Source organism: Wolbachia endosymbiont (group A) of Ischnus inquisitorius (assembly GCF_964026985.1).
Lineage (GTDB): Bacteria > Pseudomonadota > Alphaproteobacteria > Rickettsiales > Anaplasmataceae > Wolbachia > Wolbachia pipientis.
On the sequence record NZ_OZ034715.1, the window covers coordinates 799,738 to 823,613 of the forward strand.

The 23,876-nt window shown below is 36.5% G+C and carries 21 protein-coding genes and 8 pseudogenes; 6 read left to right on the plus strand and 23 right to left on the minus strand.

What is annotated here, in order from left to right:
- A complete protein-coding gene (locus AAGD90_RS04085) occupies nt 1–951 on the minus strand; it encodes an IS481 family transposase (RefSeq protein WP_338482200.1) in 951 nt (316 codons plus the stop codon).
- Nucleotides 952–1,036: 85 nt separating this feature from the next.
- Nucleotides 1,037–1,225, minus strand: a pseudogene (locus tag AAGD90_RS04090) (transposase); the annotation flags it as partial.
- Nucleotides 1,226–1,289: 64 nt separating this feature from the next.
- Here AAGD90_RS04090 and AAGD90_RS04095 point away from each other — a divergent pair.
- A protein-coding gene (locus AAGD90_RS04095) for an IS630 family transposase (RefSeq protein ID WP_156518142.1) occupies nt 1,290–2,149 on the plus strand; the annotation gives its coding sequence in 2 pieces (ribosomal slippage) (nt 1,290–1,614 and nt 1,614–2,149; 861 coding nt in all).
- Nucleotides 2,150–2,178: 29 nt separating this feature from the next.
- Here the strand turns inward: AAGD90_RS04095 and AAGD90_RS04100 are convergent.
- The 13 genes and pseudogenes from AAGD90_RS04100 to AAGD90_RS04155 all read right to left on the minus strand — a co-directional run.
- Nucleotides 2,179–2,849: pseudogene (locus AAGD90_RS04100) on the minus strand (IS630 family transposase); the annotation flags it as partial.
- 34 nt (nt 2,850–2,883) lie between these two features.
- Entirely contained in the window at nt 2,884–3,012 is a 129-nt protein-coding gene (locus tag AAGD90_RS04105; RefSeq protein WP_341821694.1) for a hypothetical protein, read from the minus strand.
- A gap of 48 nt (nt 3,013–3,060) precedes the next feature.
- Nucleotides 3,061–3,225: pseudogene (locus AAGD90_RS07225) on the minus strand (hypothetical protein); the annotation flags it as partial.
- On the minus strand, nt 3,179–3,532 hold the full coding sequence (locus AAGD90_RS04110; RefSeq protein WP_264329466.1) for a transposase: 354 nt from the start codon (nt 3,530–3,532) through the stop codon (nt 3,179–3,181). The pseudogene AAGD90_RS07225 and the gene AAGD90_RS04110, both read right to left, overlap by 47 nt.
- Nucleotides 3,533–3,610: 78 nt before the next feature.
- The gene (gene pstB, locus AAGD90_RS04115) at nt 3,611–4,369 is read right to left on the minus strand and encodes a phosphate ABC transporter ATP-binding protein PstB (protein WP_006280935.1); all 759 of its coding nucleotides are present in this window, start codon (nt 4,367–4,369) and stop codon (nt 3,611–3,613) included.
- Nucleotides 4,366–5,151 (minus strand): 4-hydroxy-tetrahydrodipicolinate reductase, encoded by a 786-nt coding sequence (dapB, locus tag AAGD90_RS04120; RefSeq protein ID WP_010962542.1) that lies wholly within the window; start codon nt 5,149–5,151, stop codon nt 4,366–4,368. The genes pstB and dapB overlap by 4 nt, the downstream gene beginning before the upstream one ends.
- 425 nt (nt 5,152–5,576) lie before the next feature.
- Nucleotides 5,577–6,521 (minus strand): IS110 family transposase, encoded by a 945-nt coding sequence (locus tag AAGD90_RS04125; RefSeq protein WP_265022222.1) that lies wholly within the window; start codon nt 6,519–6,521, stop codon nt 5,577–5,579.
- A gap of 227 nt (nt 6,522–6,748) precedes the next feature.
- Nucleotides 6,749–7,411 (minus strand): annotated as a pseudogene (locus tag AAGD90_RS04130) (major capsid protein); the annotation flags it as partial.
- Nucleotides 7,412–7,455: 44 nt separating this feature from the next.
- Nucleotides 7,456–7,827 (minus strand): head decoration protein, encoded by a 372-nt coding sequence (locus tag AAGD90_RS04135; RefSeq protein WP_341821696.1) that lies wholly within the window; start codon nt 7,825–7,827, stop codon nt 7,456–7,458.
- Between the two features lie 66 nt (nt 7,828–7,893).
- On the minus strand, nt 7,894–8,892 hold the full coding sequence (locus tag AAGD90_RS04140) for a hypothetical protein (protein WP_341821697.1): 999 nt from the start codon (nt 8,890–8,892) through the stop codon (nt 7,894–7,896).
- Nucleotides 8,893–8,943: 51 nt separating this feature from the next.
- Nucleotides 8,944–9,273 (minus strand): hypothetical protein, encoded by a 330-nt coding sequence (locus AAGD90_RS04145; RefSeq protein WP_341821698.1) that lies wholly within the window; start codon nt 9,271–9,273, stop codon nt 8,944–8,946.
- A gap of 196 nt (nt 9,274–9,469) precedes the next feature.
- On the minus strand, nt 9,470–10,552 hold the full coding sequence (locus AAGD90_RS04150) for a S49 family peptidase (RefSeq protein WP_341821699.1): 1,083 nt from the start codon (nt 10,550–10,552) through the stop codon (nt 9,470–9,472).
- Nucleotides 10,549–11,948, minus strand: a pseudogene (locus AAGD90_RS04155) (phage portal protein); the annotation flags it as partial. The gene AAGD90_RS04150 and the pseudogene AAGD90_RS04155, both read right to left, overlap by 4 nt.
- A 60-nt stretch (nt 11,949–12,008) precedes the next feature.
- Between AAGD90_RS04155 and AAGD90_RS04160 the strand changes: the two are divergent.
- Nucleotides 12,009–12,841: pseudogene (locus AAGD90_RS04160) on the plus strand (IS5 family transposase).
- A gap of 43 nt (nt 12,842–12,884) precedes the next feature.
- On the opposite strand, the gene AAGD90_RS04165 reads toward AAGD90_RS04160, so the two are convergent.
- From AAGD90_RS04165 to AAGD90_RS04185, 5 genes are all read right to left on the minus strand, one after another.
- Nucleotides 12,885–13,490 carry a glycoside hydrolase family 25 protein gene (locus AAGD90_RS04165; protein WP_341821700.1) on the minus strand — a complete coding sequence of 202 codons (606 nt, stop codon included), beginning with the start codon at nt 13,488–13,490 and terminating at the stop codon, nt 12,885–12,887.
- 183 nt (nt 13,491–13,673) lie between these two features.
- Nucleotides 13,674–13,826 (minus strand): hypothetical protein, encoded by a 153-nt coding sequence (locus AAGD90_RS04170; RefSeq protein WP_244663091.1) that lies wholly within the window; start codon nt 13,824–13,826, stop codon nt 13,674–13,676.
- 1 nt (nt 13,827) lies between these two features.
- A complete protein-coding gene (locus tag AAGD90_RS04175; protein ID WP_264706169.1) occupies nt 13,828–14,052 on the minus strand; it encodes a gpW family protein in 225 nt (74 codons plus the stop codon).
- Nucleotides 14,052–15,878, minus strand: a complete 1,827-nt coding sequence (locus AAGD90_RS04180; RefSeq protein ID WP_341822182.1) for a phage terminase large subunit family protein — start codon at nt 15,876–15,878, stop codon at nt 14,052–14,054. The genes AAGD90_RS04175 and AAGD90_RS04180 overlap by 1 nt, the downstream gene beginning before the upstream one ends.
- A gap of 233 nt (nt 15,879–16,111) precedes the next feature.
- A complete protein-coding gene (locus tag AAGD90_RS04185) occupies nt 16,112–16,456 on the minus strand; it encodes a hypothetical protein (RefSeq protein WP_410529993.1) in 345 nt (114 codons plus the stop codon).
- A gap of 200 nt (nt 16,457–16,656) precedes the next feature.
- Here AAGD90_RS04185 and AAGD90_RS04190 point away from each other — a divergent pair, with 200 nt between their 5' ends.
- The 4 genes and pseudogenes from AAGD90_RS04190 (at nt 16,657) to AAGD90_RS04205 (ending at nt 19,806) form a co-directional block, all read left to right on the plus strand.
- A complete protein-coding gene (locus tag AAGD90_RS04190) occupies nt 16,657–18,003 on the plus strand; it encodes an IS110 family transposase (protein WP_341821667.1) in 1,347 nt (448 codons plus the stop codon).
- Nucleotides 18,004–18,015: 12 nt separating this feature from the next.
- Nucleotides 18,016–18,914, plus strand: a pseudogene (locus tag AAGD90_RS04195) (recombinase family protein); the annotation flags it as partial.
- Nucleotides 18,915–18,943: 29 nt separating this feature from the next.
- Nucleotides 18,944–19,381, plus strand: a complete 438-nt coding sequence (locus tag AAGD90_RS04200; RefSeq protein WP_341821702.1) for a hypothetical protein — start codon at nt 18,944–18,946, stop codon at nt 19,379–19,381.
- Nucleotides 19,381–19,806, plus strand: a complete 426-nt coding sequence (locus tag AAGD90_RS04205; protein ID WP_341821704.1) for a hypothetical protein — start codon at nt 19,381–19,383, stop codon at nt 19,804–19,806. The genes AAGD90_RS04200 and AAGD90_RS04205 overlap by 1 nt, the downstream gene beginning before the upstream one ends.
- A 125-nt stretch (nt 19,807–19,931) precedes the next feature.
- On the opposite strand, the gene AAGD90_RS04210 is transcribed toward AAGD90_RS04205, so the two are convergent.
- The 3 genes and pseudogenes from AAGD90_RS04210 to AAGD90_RS04220 form a co-directional block, all read right to left on the minus strand.
- Entirely contained in the window at nt 19,932–21,971 is a 2,040-nt protein-coding gene (locus tag AAGD90_RS04210) for an ankyrin repeat domain-containing protein (RefSeq protein WP_341821705.1), read from the minus strand.
- 297 nt (nt 21,972–22,268) lie between these two features.
- Nucleotides 22,269–23,144: pseudogene (locus AAGD90_RS04215) on the minus strand (IS481 family transposase); the annotation flags it as partial.
- A 251-nt stretch (nt 23,145–23,395) separates the two neighbouring features.
- Nucleotides 23,396–23,767 carry an IS1096 element passenger TnpR family protein gene (locus tag AAGD90_RS04220; RefSeq protein WP_341822183.1) on the minus strand — a complete coding sequence of 124 codons (372 nt, stop codon included), beginning with the start codon at nt 23,765–23,767 and terminating at the stop codon, nt 23,396–23,398.
- Between the last annotated feature and the right edge of the window lie 109 nt (nt 23,768–23,876).

Sequence of the window (23,876 nt, forward strand, 5' to 3'; positions counted from 1 at the left end):
TTAGATGTATGGTCCCAGAGTGTGATGGTGTGGATTTAGTATAAATAATTCTGGAGACTGTGTCCACTGATAACATATAAATTCATAAGGAGTAAGACCCTTAAGAGTTTTGAGTCTCTTTGCATAATTATAAGCCATAACAAAGTTATAAAGGTGTTCTTTAAGTTGCTGGTGCGATTGATAGTAATACTTCTTAACTGTAGCATCCTTTAAAGTTTTATTCATACGCTCGACTTGCCCATTCGTCCAAGGATGGCTAACTTTTGTCAAACGATGTTCAATAACATTCTCTTCGCAAACTCTATCAAATATATGTTGGAAAGCATACTTATGACGCTTCTGGTTTGTAAATTGTATACCGTTATCTGTCAAAATAGTATGGATTTTATACGGTAAAATTCTAATCAAATTACGTAAGAACTCAGCAGCTATGGGTTTTGTAGCACTGTTACACAACTCAACATAGGTAAATTTGGATGTCCTATCAATAGCAACAAACAAATGTAATTTGCCCTCCTCAGTTCTAACTTCAGCAATATCAATATGAAAGTAACCGATAGGATATTGTTTGAATTTCTTTTTTGACTTAACTTCTCCATCAACAGTTGGTAATCTGCTAATGTTGTGTCTTTGTAAACAACGATGCAAGCTAGAACGAGTCAAATGCGGAATTGTAGACTGCAGAGCGTAAAGGCAATCATCTAGTGGCAGTAGTGTATACTTGCGAAATGTAACTATTATAGCTTCCTCTTCTAGCGTTAAAACAGTTGATCTTGGATGCTTTGGACCCATATCAGCATCTTTCGTAAATGAACGTTTTCTCCACTTAATAATAGTTTTTGGATTAAGGTTATAATGCTTGGAGAGTTTTGCTATGCTCTCTTTTCTATTTTGTATTGCTCTACGAATCGTCTGTGTTGTTTTGGCGCACCCATGTAATATCTGTCCCATAATGACTCCTTAAATGATGATGATAGTATACCATCACTCTCTGGGACCATACATCTATAGCATTTCTCATAATAGTCCGAATAGGTCATAGGAAGGCAGAATCAACAGCACGACGAAAGGATTCGAATAGAGGAATGTTTTTCCTGGCTCTGTTTTTTATAGCAAACCAATGATGCTCAATTTTGTTAAAATCTGGAGAATAAGGCGGCAGATACAAAATTTCTGCACCGACTCCTTTAGCGAGCTTGATAAGCTTATCAGACTTATGAAAAGTATAGCTCTTTCCACAGAAGTCCGGATATGATAAGATTAAGGATAGATGGCGATAAGGAGGTTGGATGCCGGCAGCATATAGTTATGATTTAAGAAAAAAAGCAATGGAAGCACTAGACGAAGGGGAAAGCAGAGAAGCAGTGGCAGCAAGATTTAAAATTGGACGAACTACTTTGTGGGAGTGGCAGCAAAGAAAAAAAGAAACAGGCGACTTTCAGTCAAAAAAACTCGGTAATGGAGGTTACAATCAGAAAATTATCGACTGGAATAAGTTTATCGAATTTGCTAAAAAACACGGTAGAAAAACTCTGTCGGAAATGGCTAAACTTTGGGGCAACGTTAGTATCCAAACGATCCACCGAGCTCTCAGAAAAATTGGATTTACGCGCAAAAAAAGACATATGGATACAAGGAAAGGAACGAAGAAAAACGTGCTGAATTCTTAAAAATTATAGCAACAAAAGAACCAGAAAACTTAGTGTATATAGATGAGTCTGGGATTGATAACACGGAGGACTATCCATATGGGTATTGCCAGAAAGGACAGCGATTTTATGCCCTAAAATCTGGAAAAAAAACTCAACGAATCAGCATGGTTGCAGCCTTAAGTAGAAGAAAGATAGTTGCTCCATTAACATTTGAAGGCCACTGTAATATGGATATTTTTAATGGATGGTTTGAGCAATTTTTGGCACCGATCTTAGAACCTGGACAAACTGTCATTCTTGATAATGCTACTTTTCATAAGTCTGATAAGCTTATCAAGCTCGCTAAAGGAGTCGGTGCAGAAATTTTGTATCTGCCGCCTTATTCTCCAGATTTTAACAAAATTGAGCATCATTGGTTTGCTATAAAAAACAGAGCCAGGAAAAACATTCCTCTATTCGAATCCTTTCGTCGTGCTGTTGATTCTGCCTTCCTATGACCTATTCGGACTATTATGAGAAATGCTATAGCATTATCAAGAATGACAGTTTGTCCAGGTTCTAAGATCGGTGCCAAAAATTGCTCAAACCATCCATTAAAAATATCCATATTACAGTGGCCTTCAAATGTTAATGGAGCAACTATCTTTCTTCTACTTAAGGCTGCAACCATGCTGATTCGTTGAGTTTTTTTTCCAGATTTTAGGGCATAAAATCGCTGTCCTTTCTGGCAATACCCATATGGATAGTCCTCCGTGTTATCAATCCCAGACTCATCTATATACACTAAGTTTTCTGGTTCTTTTGTTGCTATAATTTTTAAGAATTCAGCACGTTTTTCTTCGTTCCTTTCCTTGTATCCATATGTCTTTTTTTGCGCGTAAATCCAATTTTTCTGAGAGCTCGGTGGATCGTTTGGATACTAACGTTGCCCCAAAGTTTAGCCATTTCCGACAGAGTTTTTCTACCGTGTTTTTTAGCAAATTCGATAAACTTATTCCAGTCGATAATTTTCTGATTGTAACCTCCATTACCGAGTTTTTTTGACTGAAAGTCGCCTGTTTCTTTTTTTCTTTGCTGCCACTCCCACAAAGTAGTTCGTCCAATTTTAAATCTTGCTGCCACTGCTTCTCTGCTTTCCCCTTCGTCTAGTGCTTCCATTGCTTTTTTTCTTAAATCATAACTATATGCTGCCGGCATCCAACCTCCTTATCGCCATCTATCCTTAATCTTATCATATCCGGACTTCTGTGGAAAGAGCTATAATAGTCCGAATGCGATAAGATATGTGTTTATGGCTATAGCAGGCCAGTAGCATATTACGGTCTGTTCGGATTATTGTAAAAAGAGCTATACTTTGCACCGTTTTCAAATTGCAACTTTTACCCAAAGCCTTCAATTCAGCATGAATTTTAGGAGCTCCATATCTACATTTAGAAACTTGATATATTTTTTGAATAGCTTCGAGTAGCTCTTTATTTGCTGATTCTCTACTGCTTATTTTTCTTGTGGTCCACTTATAGTAGCCACTAGCAGAAAACCCTACATAATTCCTGCACTTTATAGTGTTTACTATGCTCTTTTATGAAAAAATATTTTACTCTTTTTGACTGGCCAGGGCTTTTTTTTAAATGTCTCTTTCCCTTGTTACTCTTGCTTTGTAAATCAAACCTCTCTTTGTCGTAAGGAGCCATGTTACCTCTACCTGGAAATGCATTTGCCGCTGACTTTTTTTCGTTGTGTTTCTTTATCCATTTTCCTAATAAACCACCCTTTATTCCTAAATCCTTTGCTATTTTTGTAATTGTTTGACCTGCCTTTCTTTGTTCATTTGCCAGCTTAACAGCTTCCAATTTGAATTCTGCCGTATATTCTCTTACCATTTCTAATCCTCCAAAATTTTATTTTACCCGAAAAAACTCTTTTCTTTCTCTCCACTTTTTCTGGGTAAGGTCAGAAATTTAATGATCCAGGATATACTCCTTTGTTAAGGGAGATTGAGCATTTTCGAATATTTCTTGAGTGCTTCCAGACTCAACAATTCTGCCATTATGAAAGAAAATTACACTATCAGATAACTTTTTAGCTTGCTTCATTGAATGAGTCACCATAATTATAGTAAATCTTAATTTCAGCTCTTGTATAAGATTTTCGATTGCATTGGTTGCCATTGGATCAAGAGCAGAGCACGGTTCATCCATTAATAAAATAGTTGGCTTCACTGCAATTGCGCGAGCGATGCATAGCCTCTGTTGTTGGCCACCGGATAAATTGAGTGCGCTATCTTGCAATCTGTCCTTCAATTCTTCCCATAAACCAACCTTGGTTAAACTATTTTCCACCATCTCATTCAATTTTTGCTTATCCTTCGCCATACCATGCAATTTTGGCCCACAAGCAACATTATCATATATTGATTTTGGAAAAGGATTTGGCTTTTGAAATACCATACCAACTTTTGCTCTAAGTAGTACAACATCCATATCGCGTGAATATATATCACCCAGCCCATCGATATCTAATTCACCAACAGTTTTGCAACCTGGTACATAGTCATTCATACGATTAAAACAACGCAAAAATGTTGATTTACCGCACCCGGATGGTCCGATAAAAGTAGTAACTTTTCTTTTATAAATATTCAAATTTATATCGAATAAAACTTGCTTAGAGCCGTACCAGAGATTTAAATCTTTAACAGAGGCACGTGTATTGCTCATATCACATCCTGCATTGAATAGAGCCCCGGAATTTCTCTTTTATTTTCGTATAGCCATACTGCTGCTTGAACAGCTCCTCTAGCAAATGTTGTGCGATCAATTGCTTTGTGGTTTAGTTCTATCCGTTCATCAGAATTAACAAACATCACGCTGTGATCTCCTATTACTCCACCTCCACGAGATACTGCAAAACCTATTCCCCCCTTTTTCCTTATGTTTGAACCACTATGTAAATATTGATTGGACTGAAAATCCACTTTTGAAGCGTTAGCAATTGTTTTGCCAAGTTCTATAGCTGTTCCAGATGGTGAATCCTTTTTTAAGTTATGATGCATTTCCCAAATCTCAACGTCATATTCATTACCTAAAAGCTCAGCAGCTTTTTTTACCAATTTCAGCAACACATTAACCCCAACACTCATATTTGCTGACCATAATATTGGAACTTCAGCAGCATATTCTTTCAAATCGACACCTTCTATTCCAGTTGTGCCACTAACCAGCGGTGTTTTAAATTTTACAGCTGCTTTAAGGCAGTCTAACATACATTCTTTAGTTGTAAAATCTATTACAACGTCAGATGACTCAAATATGCCACTAATAGAACTTGTAACTTTAATTCCTAGATTGGCTATAATTGGTCCAATATCTGAATCTATGTACTTACTACCTGAACGGGCAACAGCACCTGCTATTTCCACTTTGGTATTTGTAATTAATTCATTGAGTATTTTTTTGCCCATTCTGCCTAAGCAGCCTATTACTCCAACTCTGATTTTCATAAAGCTTTTTACGTTTATTAAGAATGTTAGGCCTTTTTTTAAGCTCTGTCACTTCTGATCTATATTCTATAGCTGTACGAACACTGCAATTTCAGATCCCAGTGCCTTGACCACAACTATTGCAATATGGTACATAGTGAACGATGTCATTCCACTCTGGAATCTAGCCTTTCTGCAATCTCATCGAAAACGTTGTAACCATCAACTATGTTTTTTAAAATTTTTTGAATTTAGTCTCATTTGTTGATAATTTTGTATTTTTATTCAATTGAAAAATGTATTTTGGTAACAAAGATCCTAGTTTATACAGAAAGAAATTTATATCAAACAGCAACCACTGCTTAGATTTTATGGTTAACGAATATGTGCTTTAAATGTGTGTAGACGCACATATCCGTTAACCTATTTTCTATGCAGATTTTTTTTTATTTCATATTAATTGCTTCTTTAAGTCTTGCATTGGCAATTACTATGATTTTTCGCATTAGAGCTGTTATAGCTACCATCTTCTTTTTACCTCTACCAATAAGATCAGAATAAAAAGCACCAAGTGCAGATTTAGATCTTGCAGCAGCCATAGCAGCTGTGAAAAGCTTTGCACGAACATTGCTTCTACCACCTGTTATCCTTCGGTAACCAATAGTTTTACCGCTTTCTTTTGGATGTGGAGCAACTCCAGCAAGACTTGCAACTTCTTTTTTGTTTAGGTGGCCAAGTTCTGGCATTAGACACACAAAAACTTGTGATAACTTGAGACCTATTCCTGGCACTGTTCTCAAGATTTTTTGACGCTTTTGTAACTCTGGATTTTTATCAATAATTCTTTGTATGGCATCGTTGAACTCATTTATCTGACTGGTAAAAAAGTCTATTGTTTTTTGGCAACTTTCCTTTATATAGTCGTTTTCAGGTGCTGCAAGCCTACATTTCTCTTGAGTTCTCATTTGCGTAATGTCATCACGACGTTGACAGAGTGCAACTAAGGCGGTTTGTTCTTTTGACATAGGCACAAATAGAGATAGAGCACTATAGCGTTCAAAACCATATTGAGCAAGGGCTCTTGCATCTGATTGATCTGTCTTTGCTAAAGTTCCATGTGATATGATAAAACTTTTTACTTTACGAGTATTAGCTCGATGTACAGCAACATTCTTATCAACAAGAAAATGTGCTAAGCCAAGCTCATATTTTCCAGTGTTTTCTAAAGTTACTAGAGAATTAGGTAGGATATCTGAAAATTTTTGAAACAACTGTTGCCAACCAGTAGCATCATTGTCAAACTTGATAGCGCTCCTTTGGTTATAAGCTGCAGCAACATTTTTAAATTTTCCGATATCAATGCCAATGAAATTTTGATAAGATGTAATCATAATAAATAACCTCGATAGTTTAATTAATTTAAGATTGTAAACGGGTGCATACATATGTCCCATGCAACTATTCAAACGTATCGAGAGATGGGGCTAGTTTACCTTGATGGCTACGGTTGTAATACCAACTTTCATTCGGTCGCACACGCCCGTGATAGCCCTATTCCTATAGTGAGTAGGGTTATCTTTCCCTCTTATCTCTTTTATATCACATTTTTAACTTACAATCTTTCATATGCTTCTTTTACTTTGGCATGAGAAGTTAGTGCATCAAAAAACTCTGGACTTACCAGCGCATGAATCCCGGTCATATATTCACCACTTAAGTTATCTTCAACATGGCGCAATACTTCCAGACATTTTCGTTTTACATCTGTTGTTGCTGTTCCTAGCGCAAAATTTACTACTTTTGGTGTTATTTCAAATTCGTTGTACAGATTTAATAATTCACTGCCATCTGCGTCCAGAATAATCCCTTTCAATTCTCCCATCCGCAAATGCTCTAACGTTATCGCGTGTTTGTTTCTCATCATCTGCAAATGATCCGTTATTACATCTGCCAGCGCCTTAAGTTCATTCTCTGACCCAAATGCCCTTATTCCTTGCACTTCCTCAGGCAACACTACATCATCATGGGGAATATGCGGAATGGTAAAAGTTCTTATTTTCCTTTTTCCTCGTTTTCCTACTGTTGCTGGTGCTCCTGGAACTTGCGTTGGTAATAAAGTTAAAACTCCTTGGTGTTCTTCTATCGTAATATGACGAAATCTTACTGACCTACTTGGAAATAAATTTAAATTCTCTGTTCGACCATAATTTATCGGCAATATGTTCATTGCATTTGTTAATGCTGTCATACTAAATGCCGGATTTGTAAATGGATTTTGCATGTTTTTCCCCTTGTTTTCCCTATTAATTTAAGTTGAGTTGAAGTTTAGACACCTTTGCGGATGATGATACCCCGTGCTTCAAGTTGCTTTATTGCTGCAGCTTTTTGCTCCTCAGTGATATTTCCTGGCCACACCACTGCATGATCAGCTAGTATTGCTATACGAGTAATGATTACTGCTTTGGTGGTTTCCGTTGCATTTACATCACTTGTTATTACACCTATTGCTGTTTGCGTGCCGTCTGTAGCTGTTGGATTTAAGGACTTAATTAGACCGTCTTTAGTATCATAACCAACAACCGTACCTAGCTTTAGGTTTTGCCCCTTTGCTACTGTTATTTGGTCTCTTGAATATAGATTAGACACTTCATATTTCAGAAGATCGCCTAAATTATTTCCTTCTGTTATACTTGTCATTTTTTCCCTCCTATATTTGTTACTCAAAAAAAGCTGTGTAAGTTTTTCTGAAATTTCGATATTAAATTAAAATAAGTCTTCTAACGTGATCACATTATTGATTATATCTTTCAAGTACTGATTTTCAGTTGCTCCGTTTGCAGCAATAAGTACCCAAAATATTTGTTTCTTTGACCTAGTTTTTTCTTTATAAATTGCCTCTTTTTTTCTTAATTGTTCTATATATTCTTTTGTTATCGTATAAGGCTTATCACTGTATTTTATTTCACAAAGTGTCGTACATCCATCCTCTCGATCAAATACCAAGTCTATCTGAGCACCACTTTCTTTACTGTTTTTCCCTGAGTGATATTGCCAATCTCCACATATAAACCCCATATGCTCTATATTTAATTTTCTTCTAATCGTATTGGCATGTTTAAAACACACTGCTTCAAATGCTTGTCCTGTCCATGTTAGCCAAGCTGGTTTTTTTATTGCTAACTCCCAATAATGAACATCACTTGTTATTGCCTTTTTCATTACTTCCCTGAATGGTTCAATCCACGTTAGATAAAATAACACATATTCGTCCATTACCCTGTAATATGCTCCTCTTGTTGCTTTATTCAGTGGTAAAAAATCTCCTATAAATCCAGCTTCTTCTAAACTCCTTAGTTTTGTGGTTAAGTACCCTCCTTCAGTGATTTTTGTTGCTTTTATCAGTTCTTTTCTGCTGATTCCTTTTGGCTTTTTTGCAATCGTGCGAATAATATTTATATATGTCTCTGGTTCTTCATACAAAGAGTGGAATAGCATATCAAATTCATCAAATAACAAACCTTCCTTCTGAAAGCAGATCTCATTAATATCTTGTGTCGCTGACAATCCTTTACTTATTTCTTTTAGGTAATGTGGTATTCCTCCCATTGCCATATAGATCTGTAATATCTGCTGATGGTTAAGATTGACTCCTAAATATCTTAAATACTTTTTAGTTTCACGTAAGTTAAAAGGCTGTAATCCTATTCTTGCAGTAATACGATTATGTAATCCTCCTTTATTATATATTAAATTTTCTAACATCCAAGAAGCTGCTGAACCACAAACAACCAATATAAGTTTTTTCCGGTATGTTCAATATACATTCCAAAAGTGTTCTAGTGCTACTAAGAATCCAGATTTTCTTGCAGCAAGCCATGGCAACTCATCAAAAAATATCACAACTTGTTTATCTCTGTATATATCAATCGAAAGAGTTAATTGATGTAACGCATCCATCCAGTTTTTAGGTACAGCCATTCTTATGCCATTGTAAAAAGCTCTAGACAATGATTCTACGAAGATCTCAAGCTGCGCCTTTAATTTACCTTTGTTAAGGCCTTTCTGCTCAAATAGCACTACATCTCGCTTGCTAAAAAATTGTTTTATTAAGTATGTTTTTCCTACACGACGTCGACCATACACTGCGATAAACTCGGCTGATTGGGAAAGAAGCTTATTTTCTAGAATCGCTGTTTATTTTTCTCTACCAATTATTGGTTCACTCATACAATTTACCGCGGCGTATGTTAGCATTATATACCGCGGTTATAAGATGATCAACTTTATTTTACCGCGGCGTATGTTAGCATTATATACCGCGGTTAAGAGTAGGCTACCATCAAATGCCCGATTTTGCTCGACTTTTCGCTACCTGCATCATCAAGTCTTCCGGTGTACTTTGTGGTATTGTACTCAAAATCTCTGTCTTCTTCGTTCTCTCTGCTAGTATCGACATTAATATCTCTTGCGCTTGTTTTGCATTGACATCCTGTTCGATAAATTCTCCTATTTTCTCTGGCATCTTTGATAAATTACATAATCTTATCACCTCTAATACTTCTTTACGGCAGCTCTCGTACCCTAAACATCTTCCTTGCTCATCAATATCTATTGCTTGTTCTTTTATCTCAGTTTTAGTCATATTACTCCTATAATTGTCAAAAAATTCTGAAAATGTCGTAATTCCATCAGCAAGTCCAATCTCTATTGCTTTTTCCCCAAAATATAGCCCTGCTTCCGTTGATTTGATTGTTTCCGTGGACAAATTTCTGTTTTGTGCTATGAGCTGGACAAACATCTCATATAGGCGATCTACTTCCTCTTGTAAGCTTTCCAAACTCTCAGATGTTATCGGCTCATGCGGATTTAAATCGTTCTTTCGACTTCCAGCAAAAACAGTTGTATATTTTATCCCTTGCTTTTCATCAAATCCACTTTGATCAATGTGACTTGCTATTACTCCTATGCTTCCAACTCCCGATGTTCTGCTTACATACACCTTTTCAGCGCTAGAAGCTATAGCGTACGCAGCAGAGTAAGCATCATCATTTGCTATCGCCACAATCCTCTTTTTTGTCCTTGCTCCGTAAATAAAGTCAGCAAGGTCGAATAAACCGTTTACTTCTCCTCCGGGGCTGTCTATGTCCAAAATTATTGTTTCTACTTCTTCATCTATTAAAGCTTCTTCTATCTCTTCACGTATCTTCTCGTATGATGTCATCCCTAAAATATCATCAAAAGCTTCTGAATTCTTCGTCAAGATTCCATGTATCGGTATGACTGCTATTCCCTTTCTATTATTTCTTATTGCGTGTTTTATGTTTTTGAAGATCGGCTGCTTTTTTGCATATAATGACAATAGATCAAAACTTCTTTGCTCCATCATTACCGGTCTATTCAGCCACATTGCTTGTTGTTTCATGTCATTTCCGCAAAACTACTTTGTACATCAGAATCAAAACTTAAGCCCAATTCACTCGCACGTCTTTGATCCTCAGCAATTTCTTGGTCTATTTCTTCTACATCATAACCTAGTTCTGAAACCACTTCCGATCGACTCTTAAATCCATTTCTTACTGCCATTTGCTGTGCTTGCTGGTCTTTGAGTGGATCTACGTAAGCACACCCTTGCGGTATCCATTTTACCTCTTCTTTTCCCCTTTTTTTTCACCTATGTCCAGTTCTCCAGAGAGTAGTGCTAATTCTAGCCACCTATTCCATAATGGCCGGCAAAGCTGAAATACTACCACGTTATGCTGTAACATCGCGCACTTCCTACGAAACTCTATTAACCCAGCTCTTATTGATGAATAATTGACACCACTTAGATCTCCTGTTAGCTGCTCGTAAGTTATCCCTGTGCCTACTGCTATTGCCCTAAGCTGCTGTTTCATGAATGCTTCATAACTTCCCCCAACGTCTGATGGCTCCGAGAACTTGATATCTTCCCCTGGATCTAAAAGTTGCATAGTCCCAGGTTCTAAACCCGATAATGCTACTCCATGCTCATTTACTTCACCTTCTCCTAAAATATTTGCTTCTGGATCGAGTCTCGTAATAAACCCAGCAAACATTGCAGCAGTCTTTTTTCGTACTAATTCTGCATCGTCATATTGATCAAGTTCATAGAGCTTTAACAGTACACTGGACAACCATGGTACTCCTCGAATCTGCCCAGGTCTTAGTGGTCTGTAGATATGTAAAACATCATTTGCTGGTACTCTCACTGATTCGCCAAACGAGCCTTCACCTGGATGTTCTCTAAATAGGTAATACGCCTCTCTTTGCCCCAATCGGTTAAATTCAATGCCGTTTCTAATTACATTACCGTTGGCAAGGGTTTGATTGCTCTTATTGTCTAAATGCTCTGATTCAAGTACTTGCAGTTGCAACGGCACACAAAGACCATCTTCTCGTTTTCTTGTTCGGAGTCTTACAAAACATTCCCCTCCTTCTATCATACTTCTGCATACTAGAGCTTGTAACCCATAAAAATCACTTGCTCCGCTGCTGTCTGCTTCATCTGTCCATCTCAGCCATAACTCTTGCACTTTTTTCCGAAACTCTGCATCTTTCGCCTTTGACTGCGGCTTTATTCCTGTCCCAACGCAATTACTCACTATCGTATCGATGATGTTTGCTGCATAGGAATTCTTTCTTACCATGTCACGTGAACGACTACGCAGATGTTCAAGGCTCTGGGAAAGTAAGCTATTTATACTTCCTACTTCTGGTTGAAAGTGCAATAATCTTCTTCCTGAACCTGATGCATCCCATGCTGAACCTTTAGGCTTTGGTGGTTTGCGGAATAATTGTTTAGAGGTTGTCCGGAAACAAGTAAAAGGCTATAATATCTGAAATTTTAGTACGGGGTAAAGATGAGAAAAAAGTATCCAACAGATCTAAGCGAAAGGGAATGGGCAAGAATAGAAAAACACTTCAGAGTATCATACAAGAAAGGAGGAAGGCCGCAAAAGTATAGCAAAAAAGAAATATTAGAAGCAATTTTCTATGTATTGCGTACAGGGTGTCAATGGCGGTATTTACCAAATGATTTTCCGCTATGGAAGACTGTGTATGAGCAGTTCAGGCAATGGAAGAAGCAGGGAATTTTTGAGAAAATGAATTATGAAATTACAAAATATAGTAGAAGAAAAATAGGAAGGAATGAGCAGCCGAGTGCCTGTATAGTAGATAGTCAATCTGTAAAGACTACAGAAAAGGGGGGATCAAAGGCTATGATGGAAGTAAAAAAGTAAAGGGTAGAAAAAGGCATATAATTACAGACACTCAGGGTTTTATACTAGGTTGTTACGTAGGCGCTGCTAACGAAAATGATAGAGATGGTATTAAAATAGCATTAAACAATATGAGAACAAAATATACTAAAGTTAAAAAAATGTGGGCTGACATGGGATACCAAGGAAGAAATTTAAAGAATCACATAAAGGAAGAATATGACATAGATATTGAAATTGTTAAAAGGCCTCCATGTAGATTTTGGGTGCACAAAGATACGCCACCTGAGCTACTACCAACAAGAGAACAAGGGTTTAAAGTACAGCCAAGAAGATGGGTTGTAGAAAGGACTTTTGCTTGGGTTAATAGGAATAGAAGGCTATCGAAGGAGTATGATTTACTCACAACATCCACTGAGAATTTCATATACCTAGCTATGAGTAGGGTTATGTTAAAGAGGGAATATGCTTGAATTTACTAGTTTCCGGACAACCTCTTAAATGATTTCAATAACATCACGATATCCAAAATCTTTTCAAATCTTCTAATGTGCCGTTGAATTTATTTCTATCACACGGTCCAATCCCTTTCACTAAATGCGGCTCTTCCCCACTTTTTCCGTCGGTATATTGCCATAAAGCCCACTCTTTCCATCCTCTTGGTAACTTAGGTCTACGTCTCCATCTTGCCACCCACAGTGGACATTTTGTTAAAATCGGCGTAGCGAAATCATTTATAAAGTAAGGACTTCCATAAATCAGTGGCAAACGACCTGTGACTCTATAAACCCTGTTAACGAAATCCTCTGCTTGTTTTGGCGTTATATTGTTTCCTCCGTTGTCTTCGATATCTAGGGCTAGCAACACTTTAGAACTCTCTCCGACTACTTCCAGAAAATGCTCAGCTTGGTCCTTTCCGTTTGCTCCTATGCCAAAATGATATGCACCCCAAAGCAGTCCTTTTTCTTCGGCAGCTTTCCTTCTTTCTGCATATTTAGGATCCACATACTCTAGCCCTTGCGTTGCTTTATGAATGATTCCTAATATTTCATCTTCTTTCGCTAACTTAAAATTTACACTTTGGTTCCAGTGGGAGAGATCTACAATTACATTTTTTATCATTTGGGGCTCTTATTTTGTTATTTGTGCAACAGGTTGCTGCACTATTTGAAATTTCAATGAGTTGTTGGAGAATTTTGGTCAATAGGCTGTTGACATTTTGTGCAAAAGGTTCCTGCAGATAATATTTTATCCCAGTCCACATCTTCAGCCCTAATCAACTCTGCGCCATCAATATCACGTTCATTAGCAATTTTTGACAGTTCTATATCTTCCTCTAATGCTTCCCTTACTAGACTTACTAAAACTTCTTCTGCAGTCTTGTTCTGCTATATCTTTGAGATATTTCGCTAATTCACCTTCAAAGCTCACGTTAACATTTAGTTGATTTTCAGCCATTTTATTTAACCCCTTTATCTGTTGAAATCACAATCCTGCGCTTCGGCTTTATACCTGCAACTTTCAGCTCAGCTTTGATTCGTTGTCTTAAGTCCAATAGATCTTTTATCTGAACTTCTCCATACCTAACCACATGGTCACCATATGCAATCGATACTACTCTTTCCCCGCTCTGTAGCTTCTTTATCGCTTCTTCTACTTGATCTAAATATTCTTGGCTATACATCAACTTTTCTCATTCAACCATTGACTTCTTCTCACTCTTTTTGACTTTTTAGTTTTTTCACCTACTAAACTCTCCCATTTACTCTCTGGCCAACGATCAATCCCCAGGGCAATAGATGCAGCTCTTGCGTAAACTCTGCAATCTAGTACTTCATTTCGGTCTCTTATCTTTTGCCACTCTTGTTTGGTATATCCTTTTACTACTTTGGTAATTAGTTGCTCTGCGGTTAGCTGCTTAAAATATTCAGGTGGATACTCTGGAAAATGACAATACCCCGGCGCCCCTTCTGTTAAAACATTAAGTAATTGGAAAAGCTCGGACTTCAATATCGATACCCCAACTGGCCACAGCTTCATTCCTCTCTTTAGCTTTTGTCCTCCAACTGTTACATCAACTCTACTTGGGCTGTTAAGCGGCACTAGCGCTTTGTTTGCCCCTTTTACTGCCATTACTCTTCCAGAGCCTTGATGACTTCTTACCCAATTGTATACCTCCTGCGTTGCATACCCAGCATCAACCGCCATCATGCTTATCATATATTCAAGACCATTTTCACCGATAAAATGATGATTCAAGAGCTCTGAAAGTTTTTCCCATACTTCTCCACTTCCAGTATCACCTTCTAATACCTGGTAGTCTATTGACCAACTCTCGCGACCCATACCCCATGCTACTACTTCTGCTTCTAAGCGGTCTTTTTGTACATCAACCCCTGCCGTTAACACTATTTTTCCACCTTTTGGCACCATGCCTATCGGAAAATTTTCTCGACGCTCAAATAGTTGCTTCCAGTCTGGTACTTCTCCTTTGTCTACCCAGGTTTCTCCGAGTGTTGTATTTATCCAAACTTTCAGTAATTGTTCATTTTCCTTTGCATGCAGGTAATCTTCTACTGCTTGTTTCCAGCTATACCAACCAACTGGGCTATACAAGCTCGATAAATGAAACCCTTTTTTTGCCTCTTTTTTTCCTTCCTCCCTAGTTGCTCTCCATTCACCTCTAGCTAGCATCTCTGTTTTCTGATGATTTTTTATTTCTCCCCTACACTCTATGCAAACGTAGTGGGCTGTTGAGGGTTCTTTATCTTTCCACTTTATCTGTGGCCATTTCAGCACCTGATAGTGATCACAATGTGGACAAGGTACAAAAAAGTATCGTTTGTCTGAACTCTCAAATTCCTTCTCTATTCTGCTTATTCCATGAATCGTCGGTGTTGAAACTAAAAAGATTTTTCGCCGCGTAAATGTATTAGTTCGGGCTATGCTGAGTAAAACTGGATCTCCTTCTCCTCCTGAATCTCCTGGATATGCATCTACTTCATCTAAAAAAAGATATTTTACCGGCATAGAGCGCAGACCCACTGGACTATTGGCACCTGTTACTACTACCGTTCCTCCCGGAAATTCCTTACTTTGTACAGTGTTGCCTGAATCTCTCGACCTTGGGTCTTTTATTTTACTCCTTAAACATGGCGTATCTTCAATTAATGGTGCAAATCTTCCCTTTGACCAACGTTTTCCCATCTCTACAGTTGGCTGCACTACCAACATTGGACCTGGTGTTTGGTCGATAATGTAGCCTATCCAGTTGTTTCCTGCCTCTGTTCCTCCTATCTGCGCTCCTTTCATGAATACCACTTTTTCAGCCGGCGAAGACGAAGATAGTGAATCCATTACTTCTCTAAGGTAGGGTGTTCTCTCTGTCCTCCATTTTCCTGGTTCTGATGATGCTATCGTTGAAAGCTGACGATTCTTATCTGCCCACTCTGATACTTTAAGTGGTAGATCTGGCCTCAGTCCTGCATAGAAGCTACTGCTATAGATCACACCATTACCTGCCAAAATTTTGCTACATTTTCTACTTCCATATCGGTAAAAGTAGAACTTGGTTGTTTACAGTGGACATCTGTTAGCAAAACAACTTAGAATAATGACTGCAATTATTCCAGCATATGCTGTAGAAATAGAGATGCTTATAGCTATTGAGCCTATTATTATAAGGCGTCTACTAATTTTCTTTAATAATTTTAAATTGTTTGAATATAAATTAACAGTAGTCATTAAAATGTATTTTTCGATAATTCTTCAAGTGCATTGGTAATCTCTTCTGTTAACGTTCTATGGATCTTTTCTGTGTCGTTCATCGATGCCAGTAATGCTGATACTCTGTCTGGGATATTTAAAAGATTATTTCTTACCACTCTTGCAACGTTAAATGCTTCAGTCTTTACTTCTTCTACTGAGATAAGTTCACCAATTTCAGCTTTTGCTTTTGCCTCAAGCAGTTTTCCCCGTTCCATCTCGTTTTTAATTCGGGTTTTAAGCAACATCGTTGAAAGCCCAGAACAGATAAAATCTGTAAAACCAAAAAGAAACTCCCTCTTTACTTTATGTTCTTTGGGTATAGTGTTATGAAGAAGCGCTTCTGCAGCTATAACCGAAACAATCAATGGTGCTATAAATGCCCGTTTGAAAGCATGGTTTTGGGGGAAATGGTAAAACCATTGATGGAGTTCTTTTTGGGCTACCTCGTTTAGAAGATTGTATAACCTAACCGTCCCAAGCTGAAGTGCTTCTTATCATAATAATATAGGAGGGATTTTATATGGCAGAAGCAAAAAGTAAATTAAAAACAATAAACCTTGATGCAGCAGGGATTGATATTGGCTCGACTGTACATTATGTATGTGTACCTGAAGGAAGAGATGAACAACGTATCCAAAAATTTGGGTGCTTTACAGTAGATCTACACAACTTAGCAAAGTGGTTAAAAAAGTGTCAGGTTAGAACTGTAGCCATGGAGTCAACTGGAGTATATTGGATTCCCTTATTTCAAATATTAGAATCACATAAATTTGAAGTAAAATTAGTAAATGCGCGACATGTCAAAAATGTGCCTGGTAGAAAGTCTGATGTTCAAGATTGTCAATGGCTGCAACAATTGCACAGCTATGGACTGCTTCAAGGATCATTTAGACCGGATAATCAAATGTGTGTACTGCGTAGTTACGTTAGACAACGTGCTAATCTAATTGAAAATGCAGCTAAACATACTCAACGTATGCAAAAAGCGCTAATTCAAATGAATATTCAATTACACAAGGTTATTAGTCATATTACTGGGATAACTGGTATGAAAATCATTGAAGCTATAATTGAAGGCGAAAGAGATCCTGAGAAATTGGCTAAATTCAGGGATGCACGAATAAAAAATGATCAGTCTACTATAGCAAAAGCGTTAGCTGGTGATTATAGAGAGGAACACTTGTTTGTGCTAAAACAAGAATATGCAGCATATACTTTTTTTCAAGAGCAAATAACGGGATGTGATAAAAGTATAGAAAATTACTATAAAACATTTGAAACAAAGTCGAATGAGAACAGGGCATTGAATAAGACACGAAAGAGAAAACAGAAGAATAGTCCAGATTTTGCCGTAGATGAAGATTTATATCGAATAACGGGGATGGATTTTACTAGAGTTCCAGGACTTGATGTATTAAGTATACAGGCTGTCATTTCAGAAACAGGTATAAATCACAATAAATGGAGGACAGAAAAGCATTTTTCTTCCTGGCTCGGATTAAGTCCTGCTAATAAAATTACAGGAGGGAAAATTATTGGAACAAGAACTCGTAAAGTTGTTAATCGTGCTGCAACTGCCTTGCGACTTGCTGCTCATTGTGTATCAAGAAGCAACACTGCACTTGGTGCATACTGCAGGAGGTTAAAGAAGCGACTAGGGATACCAAAAGCGATCACTGCTACAGCAAGGAAATTAGCATGTATTTTTTATAATATGCTAAAATATGGACAAGAATATGTAGAAAAAGGAATGAACTATTATGAAACACTCTACAAAGAGAGAGTAGTCAAAAATTTGACTAAAAAAGCAAAGGAATTTGGTTATATACTAATGAAAGAGGAGCCGATAGATGAAGAAGGTTCTTAGGAGTTTCTTAGAAAATATTTGGAGCTAAAATCAATGGCAGAATTGGCAAGGGAGCTAAATAGTCAAGGTTACAGAACAAAATCAGATATCTTTAAAAAAGCGACAGTGAGAAGAATAATAACAAATCCAATATATATGGGAAAAATACGGCATTATGAGAAAGAGTATGAGGGAAAGCATGAGGCGATAATAGAAGAAGAAAAATGGCAAAAAGCGCAGGAATTGATAAGGAATCAACCATATAAAAAAGCAAAATATGAGGAAGCTTTGCTTAGGGGAATAATTAAGTGCAAGAGCTGTGATGTAAATATGACGCTGACGTATGCAAAAAAGGAAAATAAAAGGTATCGATACTACGTATGCAATAATCATTAAGGGGAAAAAATTGTGAATCAGTGAATCGAACAATAGTAGCTGGAGAAGTGGAAAAAGAAGTAATAGAGAAAGCGGAGCAGCTATATGAAAAATGGGGAGAAGAGCGGAAAGATTTAAGTTTTGGAAAGCAGAAAGAAGTAGTGAAAAAGTTAATAAAAGGAGTAATGGTGAGAGAGGATGGAATAGAGGTGAGTTCAGAGGATAAGGTGGAATTTATACCAATAAAAAAGAAAGGAAAGAAATGCACAGTAATAGAGCCAGAAGCAAAAACAAACAATGCGTTACTGAAAGCAGTGGTAAGAGCTCATCTGTGGAAACGGCAACTAGAAGAGGGAAAATATGGAAGTGTGAAGGAGTTAAGTGCCAAAATTAATATAGGTACAAGACGAATACAACAAATTTTAAGGCTGAATTATTTAGCACCAAAGATTAAGGAAGACGTAGTAAATGGAAGGCAACCAAGAGGATTGAAGTTAGCTGACTTGAGGGAAATACCGATGCTGTGGAGTGAGCAGTTGGAGAAATTTTATGGGTAGTGCTTGATTGAGAAATTAATAAGTTATTAATGAAAAAAGTATATACAAGTAACCATTGTAGAGGAAGAAATATAATGCCACAGTTCAAAAATATCGAAAACAGGAAAAATATAACCTATGAATTGGCAAATGATGATAGCCAGTTAACAAAGCAAGATACAGAAAAACTTTTTAAGCTATTAAAAAAGATAGAAGAGGGTAAAAGTATTAGTGAAAAATTGAAGAAGCGTAATTATAATACACAGAAACTTCTGACAGCAAAAATAATTTACAACGAAAATTTTCACCTGACATTTGAAAAGAAGGAAAAAGCTGAAACCGAGGTTCTTTTTTCTAAAGAAAAAATGGTGTCAACAAGAAGACTAATATCAGTAGACTGGTCATTATTAAATGGCGAAGATATAGATAATTTCAATCCAACAATGATAGAACATGCTGAAGAAAAGCGATGTCAACACAAAGACTAATGCCATTAGATCCAGTATTATTAGACAATGAAGATAACGAAAATTTTCACCTGACATTTGAAAACAGCAAAAAAGCTCAAAACTTCTCAATAGAAAATGCTGTGCAAGAACGCAATATTTCTGATAGCTTTCCTTTTCGAAAATGTTTTAATAGTGATGCTGGAGGCAAAGAAGACAATCCATCAACAAAAGCAATACAGCAAAAACGAGCAATCCTGGCTGGTAGTGCTGGAATAGTTTTATTGGTAGGCAGCATTGTATCGTATATCCTAAAAATGCATATAATAGCGGTAGTTGGCGGGATTGTTGGATTGGCTTGCATAAATTTTGCGTTATACAGTACTCTGAAACCGGATACGAAACTCGAAAAATTGCAAGATCCAGCACAGCCTATCATTGTTCATTCTCATTTGAATACAACATAAAAATGTCATGCTTAAAAACAAATAAGCATCAGGTAAACCTTTAAATAAGATAACTTACTCGGAAAAATACCTAAAATGTTAACTTAATATTACCATGGTTTTCCATTGTAATATTATGTAACTGACTATCTTACCTGTTGTATACTCTCTTGTATAGGAGAAGACAATGATATATCACCTAATGAAGAGTTAACGCTAAGTGTTTCAGAAGGTTGACAAAGTTTTCCAGATCTGAAAAAATATCCTTGTTCTATTGCATTATTGACTGATAGCCCTCCTAGCAAGCAATTCCTTCCTAGTTCTTCTTTACAGTGCTTTAAACTTTCCAGCAGACCTTGGTTTTTTACTTCCACCTTTATTTGGTCTTTATTTTGCTTATGAGGGTATAACCTAACTTCTAATTCTCCCAAACTAGTACAGAAAATTAACACTATATTACTATCTTCTACAAGATCTGTATAATTCCTTATTCCTCCTTGAGTTATAATTTCTACCTCATTTTTACCGATCTTGATTATATTTCTTCCGTATTCTATTTCTCCTTGAGTGAGTCCTAAACTCCTTGCTCCATCTGTAATCTTCGCAACATCTATTGTGCTATCTTCTGAATATTCTAAGTAAAAAGTAGAGTTATCAATTTTTGTGCTATTCAACTCGGAATTGGTTGCATTTTTTGCAATTTTCAGAAATCTCTGAGTAAAATTGAGATACTCTTGATAAGCTTTGATCATATTAGCTTTATGAGCTTCAAACCCTGATCCTATAACCTCCAATTTATCAACACTGTCACTTTTTCTTAACCTTGCTCCCTTCGATACTAATATACAGACTATATTGCTAGCGACTTCTGGACTTTCTTTTAGCTGGTTAATTCTTTCTATTACATGATCTGTGAAATAATTCTTTTGATCTTTAGCAAAATTCAGTCTTACTCCAGATATGATAGCTTCATTCACAACTTTTTGTAATTCAGCCATATTTTTAGCTTTTGATACTTCTGTCAAGTACTCATCTAGCTGGTTTAATTTATCTGGTAAACAAACGTTAAATAAACATTTACTTGGTAAATTTACTGTTTGGTGTGAAGTTGTCTCAGCCTCTTGTTCATCTGCTCCTGCTTGCGATTGAGTTGCCGCTACTGAAAGTAACTTACTCAATTCAGTGCACATATCACCTTGAAGCTCTGGGAGATTATATTCATAGTTCTTACTAATCAAAACAATCTTTAAATCTTCAGTGTTTTTATGTTTATCCAAAAACTTCTTCAAATTTTCAATACCTTGAGTGTCAAATCTATATGAGTTGTACTTATCGTCAGAAGTGTATGTACCCAGGACCAGTTTATTTAGTTCTTCATTCAATTTCTTTTGCTTTTCAGTGAATAAGTGCTCTATGAGATAGTAATTGCAATTGTCAATCGCAATTTGCATAGGAGTTTTTCCATTCTTATTCTCTATTTTAAAATTATCCACATATTTCATAAAATCATCCATTTCATAATCTCTAGCAAGAGGTACAGCTACATGTAGAAATGTTTCTCCTTGATGATTCTGAATGTTAGGATCAGCTCCATTTTTAATGAGTAAACCTACAGTTCTGTGGTCTATAAGACCAAGATGAGCAGCAGCGTAATGTAGAGGTGTATTTCCTTGATAGTCTCTTATGTTAGGATCAGCTCCTGCCTTTAAGAAATCCTCCATCAATGTACGACCATTGTACATGTTTTCTTCTAGCACTTCTATAAGCATATGTAGTAGTGTGAACTCTTTCGCTCCTACTTTAAGATTAAGAACAGCTTTTAGATCTGCGTTATTCTCATTTTTTGCTAAAAATTGTTTAAGTTTTGAAGTGTCAAGAGAATTAGAATACCTAATAATAGGGTATAACTCGCTAATTAATTCTTTTTGACTATTTGTTAATTGTAAACCACCTAATTTAACAAACCATTCTTCCATTATATCAAGACAGGAAGGACCAAATAAGTCTGAAATTCTCCAAAGTAAATCCTGTTTAATGGAGTTATAGTAATCATCTTGATTACCTACTATTGGTAACTCATCTGTTTCTATACACTTTAGCCCACTACTTAATCCCCCTCCTGAAACTTGCTCACTTGTTTGTTGACTGACAGACACTACAACAGGTTTTTTTGACTTTTCAACCATCGTGCTACCTCCTAGCTTGAACAGATAATTTATTATATATAATGTATCATATGAGTCAAGTCAAGTCAAGTTAATTTAACATAACATAACATTTTTCTTATTTTGCAATTTTTATACTAAGATGTATGGTCCCAGAGTGTGATGGTGTGGATTTAGTATAAATAATTCTGGAGACTGTGTCCACTGATAACATATAATAGCTCTTTTTACAATAATCCGAACAGACCGTAATATGCTACTGGCCTGCTATAGCCATAAACACATATCTTATCGCATTCGGACTATTATAAGAAAGGCTATAAATTCATAAGGAGTAAGACCCTTAAGAGTTTTGAGTCTCTTTGCATAATTATAAGCCATAACAAAGTTATAAAGGTGTTCTTTAAGTTGCTGGTGCGATTGATAGTAATACTTCTTAACTGTAGCATCCTTTAAAGTTTTATTCATACGCTCGACTTGCCCATTCGTCCAAGGATGGCTAACTTTTGTCAAACGATGTTCAATAACATTCTCTTCGCAAACTCTATCAAATATATGTTGGAAAGCATACTTATGACGCTTCTGGTTTGTAAATTGTATACCGTTATCTGTCAAAATAGTATGGATTTTATACGGTAAAATTCTAATCAAATTACGTAAGAACTCAGCAGCTATGGGTTTTGTAGCACTGTTACACAACTCAACATAGGTAAATTTGGATGTCCTATCAATAGCAACAAACAAATGTAATTTGCCCTCCTCAGTTCTAACTTCAGCAATATCAATATGAAAGTAACCGATAGGATATTGTTTGAATTTCTTTTTTGACTTAACTTCTCCATCAACAGTTGGTAATCTGCTAATGTTGTGTCTTTGTAAACAACGATGCAAGCTAGAGCGAGTCAAATGCGGAATTGTAGACTGCAGAGCGTAAAGGCAATCATCTAGTGGCAGTAGTGTATACTTGCGAAATGTAACTATTATAGCTTCCTCTTCTAGCGTTAAAACAGTTGATCTTGGATGCTTTGGACCCATATCAGCATCTTTCGTAAATGAACGTTTTCTCCACTTAATAATAGTTTTTGGATTAAGGTTATAATGCTTGGAGAGTTTTGCTATGCTCTCTTTTCTATTTTGTATTGCTCTACGAATCGTCTGTGTTGTTTTGGCGCACCCATGTAATATCTGTCCCATAATGACTCCTTAAATGATGATGATAGTATACCATCACTCTCTGGGACCATACATCAACTCTTTTATTTCCTTATATTTCACCTTCAGATATTTGATCTTACACTCCTTCTCTCAATTTTGAAAGGAGTCTATTGATGCTGCTACGCTTCTGCTTTTAATTGGCTACACCTGCTAGATTAACGATATTGTGCCTATTTTAACATCACTGTCATCAAAATATAAAGAGGTTGCTTAACTTTTACCTGCTGTGGTTACTCCTCATCGTCATAGTCAGGATATTGTGGAGGAGCTTCTCCTTGCTTTTTAGTAACTTTTGGATATCTTTTTCCAACTTCTGCTTCAATGACACCACAACATTCTACTAAGAACTTCCAATTATCACCATAATCAAAAAGAAAAACCATTTTTTTATCTGGCTCAAAAACCTTGTAGATATAAGAATTTTCAACGCTTTTTTCATTAGGCATAACAGTCATACTAGAATCAATATCATAAAATAAAGTGTATACTTCATTACTTTTACGAATATCATTTATATTGCTATAAAAACCAAATGAATGATCTAACTCAAAACTAAAGGCCTTTATGATAGTTTCTGCAAATTTATAAAGACTGCTTTCAATTCCATCTCACGGTAGATTTTTTTGTCTAGAGAAACTTTAAATGAGTATACTTTCTTTTTCTTATCCACTTAATTTACCTTTAACTTACATTAAGTTAACCAATCGCAAA

Bases quoted from the DNA above. Each gene is read 5' to 3' on its own strand.
- AAGD90_RS04085 (WP_338482200.1), bottom strand. From the start codon at position 951: ATGGGACAGATATTACATGGGTGCGCCAAAACAACACAGACGATTCGT.
- AAGD90_RS04125 (WP_265022222.1), bottom strand. From the start codon at position 6,521: ATGATTACATCTTATCAAAATTTCATTGGCATTGATATCGGAAAATTT.
- AAGD90_RS04200 (WP_341821702.1), top strand. From the start codon at position 18,944: ATGAAAAAAGTATATACAAGTAACCATTGTAGAGGAAGAAATATAATG.
- AAGD90_RS04205 (WP_341821704.1), top strand. From the start codon at position 19,381: ATGCCATTAGATCCAGTATTATTAGACAATGAAGATAACGAAAATTTT.
- AAGD90_RS04175 (WP_264706169.1), bottom strand. From the start codon at position 14,052: ATGTATAGCCAAGAATATTTAGATCAAGTAGAAGAAGCGATAAAGAAG.
- pstB (WP_006280935.1), bottom strand. From the start codon at position 4,369: ATGAGCAATACACGTGCCTCTGTTAAAGATTTAAATCTCTGGTACGGC.
- AAGD90_RS04150 (WP_341821699.1), bottom strand. From the start codon at position 10,552: ATGAAACAACAAGCAATGTGGCTGAATAGACCGGTAATGATGGAGCAA.
- AAGD90_RS04135 (WP_341821696.1), bottom strand. From the start codon at position 7,827: ATGACAAGTATAACAGAAGGAAATAATTTAGGCGATCTTCTGAAATAT.
- AAGD90_RS04170 (WP_244663091.1), bottom strand. From the start codon at position 13,826: ATGGCTGAAAATCAACTAAATGTTAACGTGAGCTTTGAAGGTGAATTA.
- AAGD90_RS04165 (WP_341821700.1), bottom strand. From the start codon at position 13,490: ATGATAAAAAATGTAATTGTAGATCTCTCCCACTGGAACCAAAGTGTA.
- AAGD90_RS04140 (WP_341821697.1), bottom strand. From the start codon at position 8,892: ATGTTAGAAAATTTAATATATAATAAAGGAGGATTACATAATCGTATT.
- dapB (WP_010962542.1), bottom strand. From the start codon at position 5,151: ATGAAAATCAGAGTTGGAGTAATAGGCTGCTTAGGCAGAATGGGCAAA.
- AAGD90_RS04210 (WP_341821705.1), bottom strand. From the start codon at position 21,971: ATGGTTGAAAAGTCAAAAAAACCTGTTGTAGTGTCTGTCAGTCAACAA.
- AAGD90_RS04190 (WP_341821667.1), top strand. From the start codon at position 16,657: ATGGCAGAAGCAAAAAGTAAATTAAAAACAATAAACCTTGATGCAGCA.
- AAGD90_RS04110 (WP_264329466.1), bottom strand. From the start codon at position 3,532: ATGGTAAGAGAATATACGGCAGAATTCAAATTGGAAGCTGTTAAGCTG.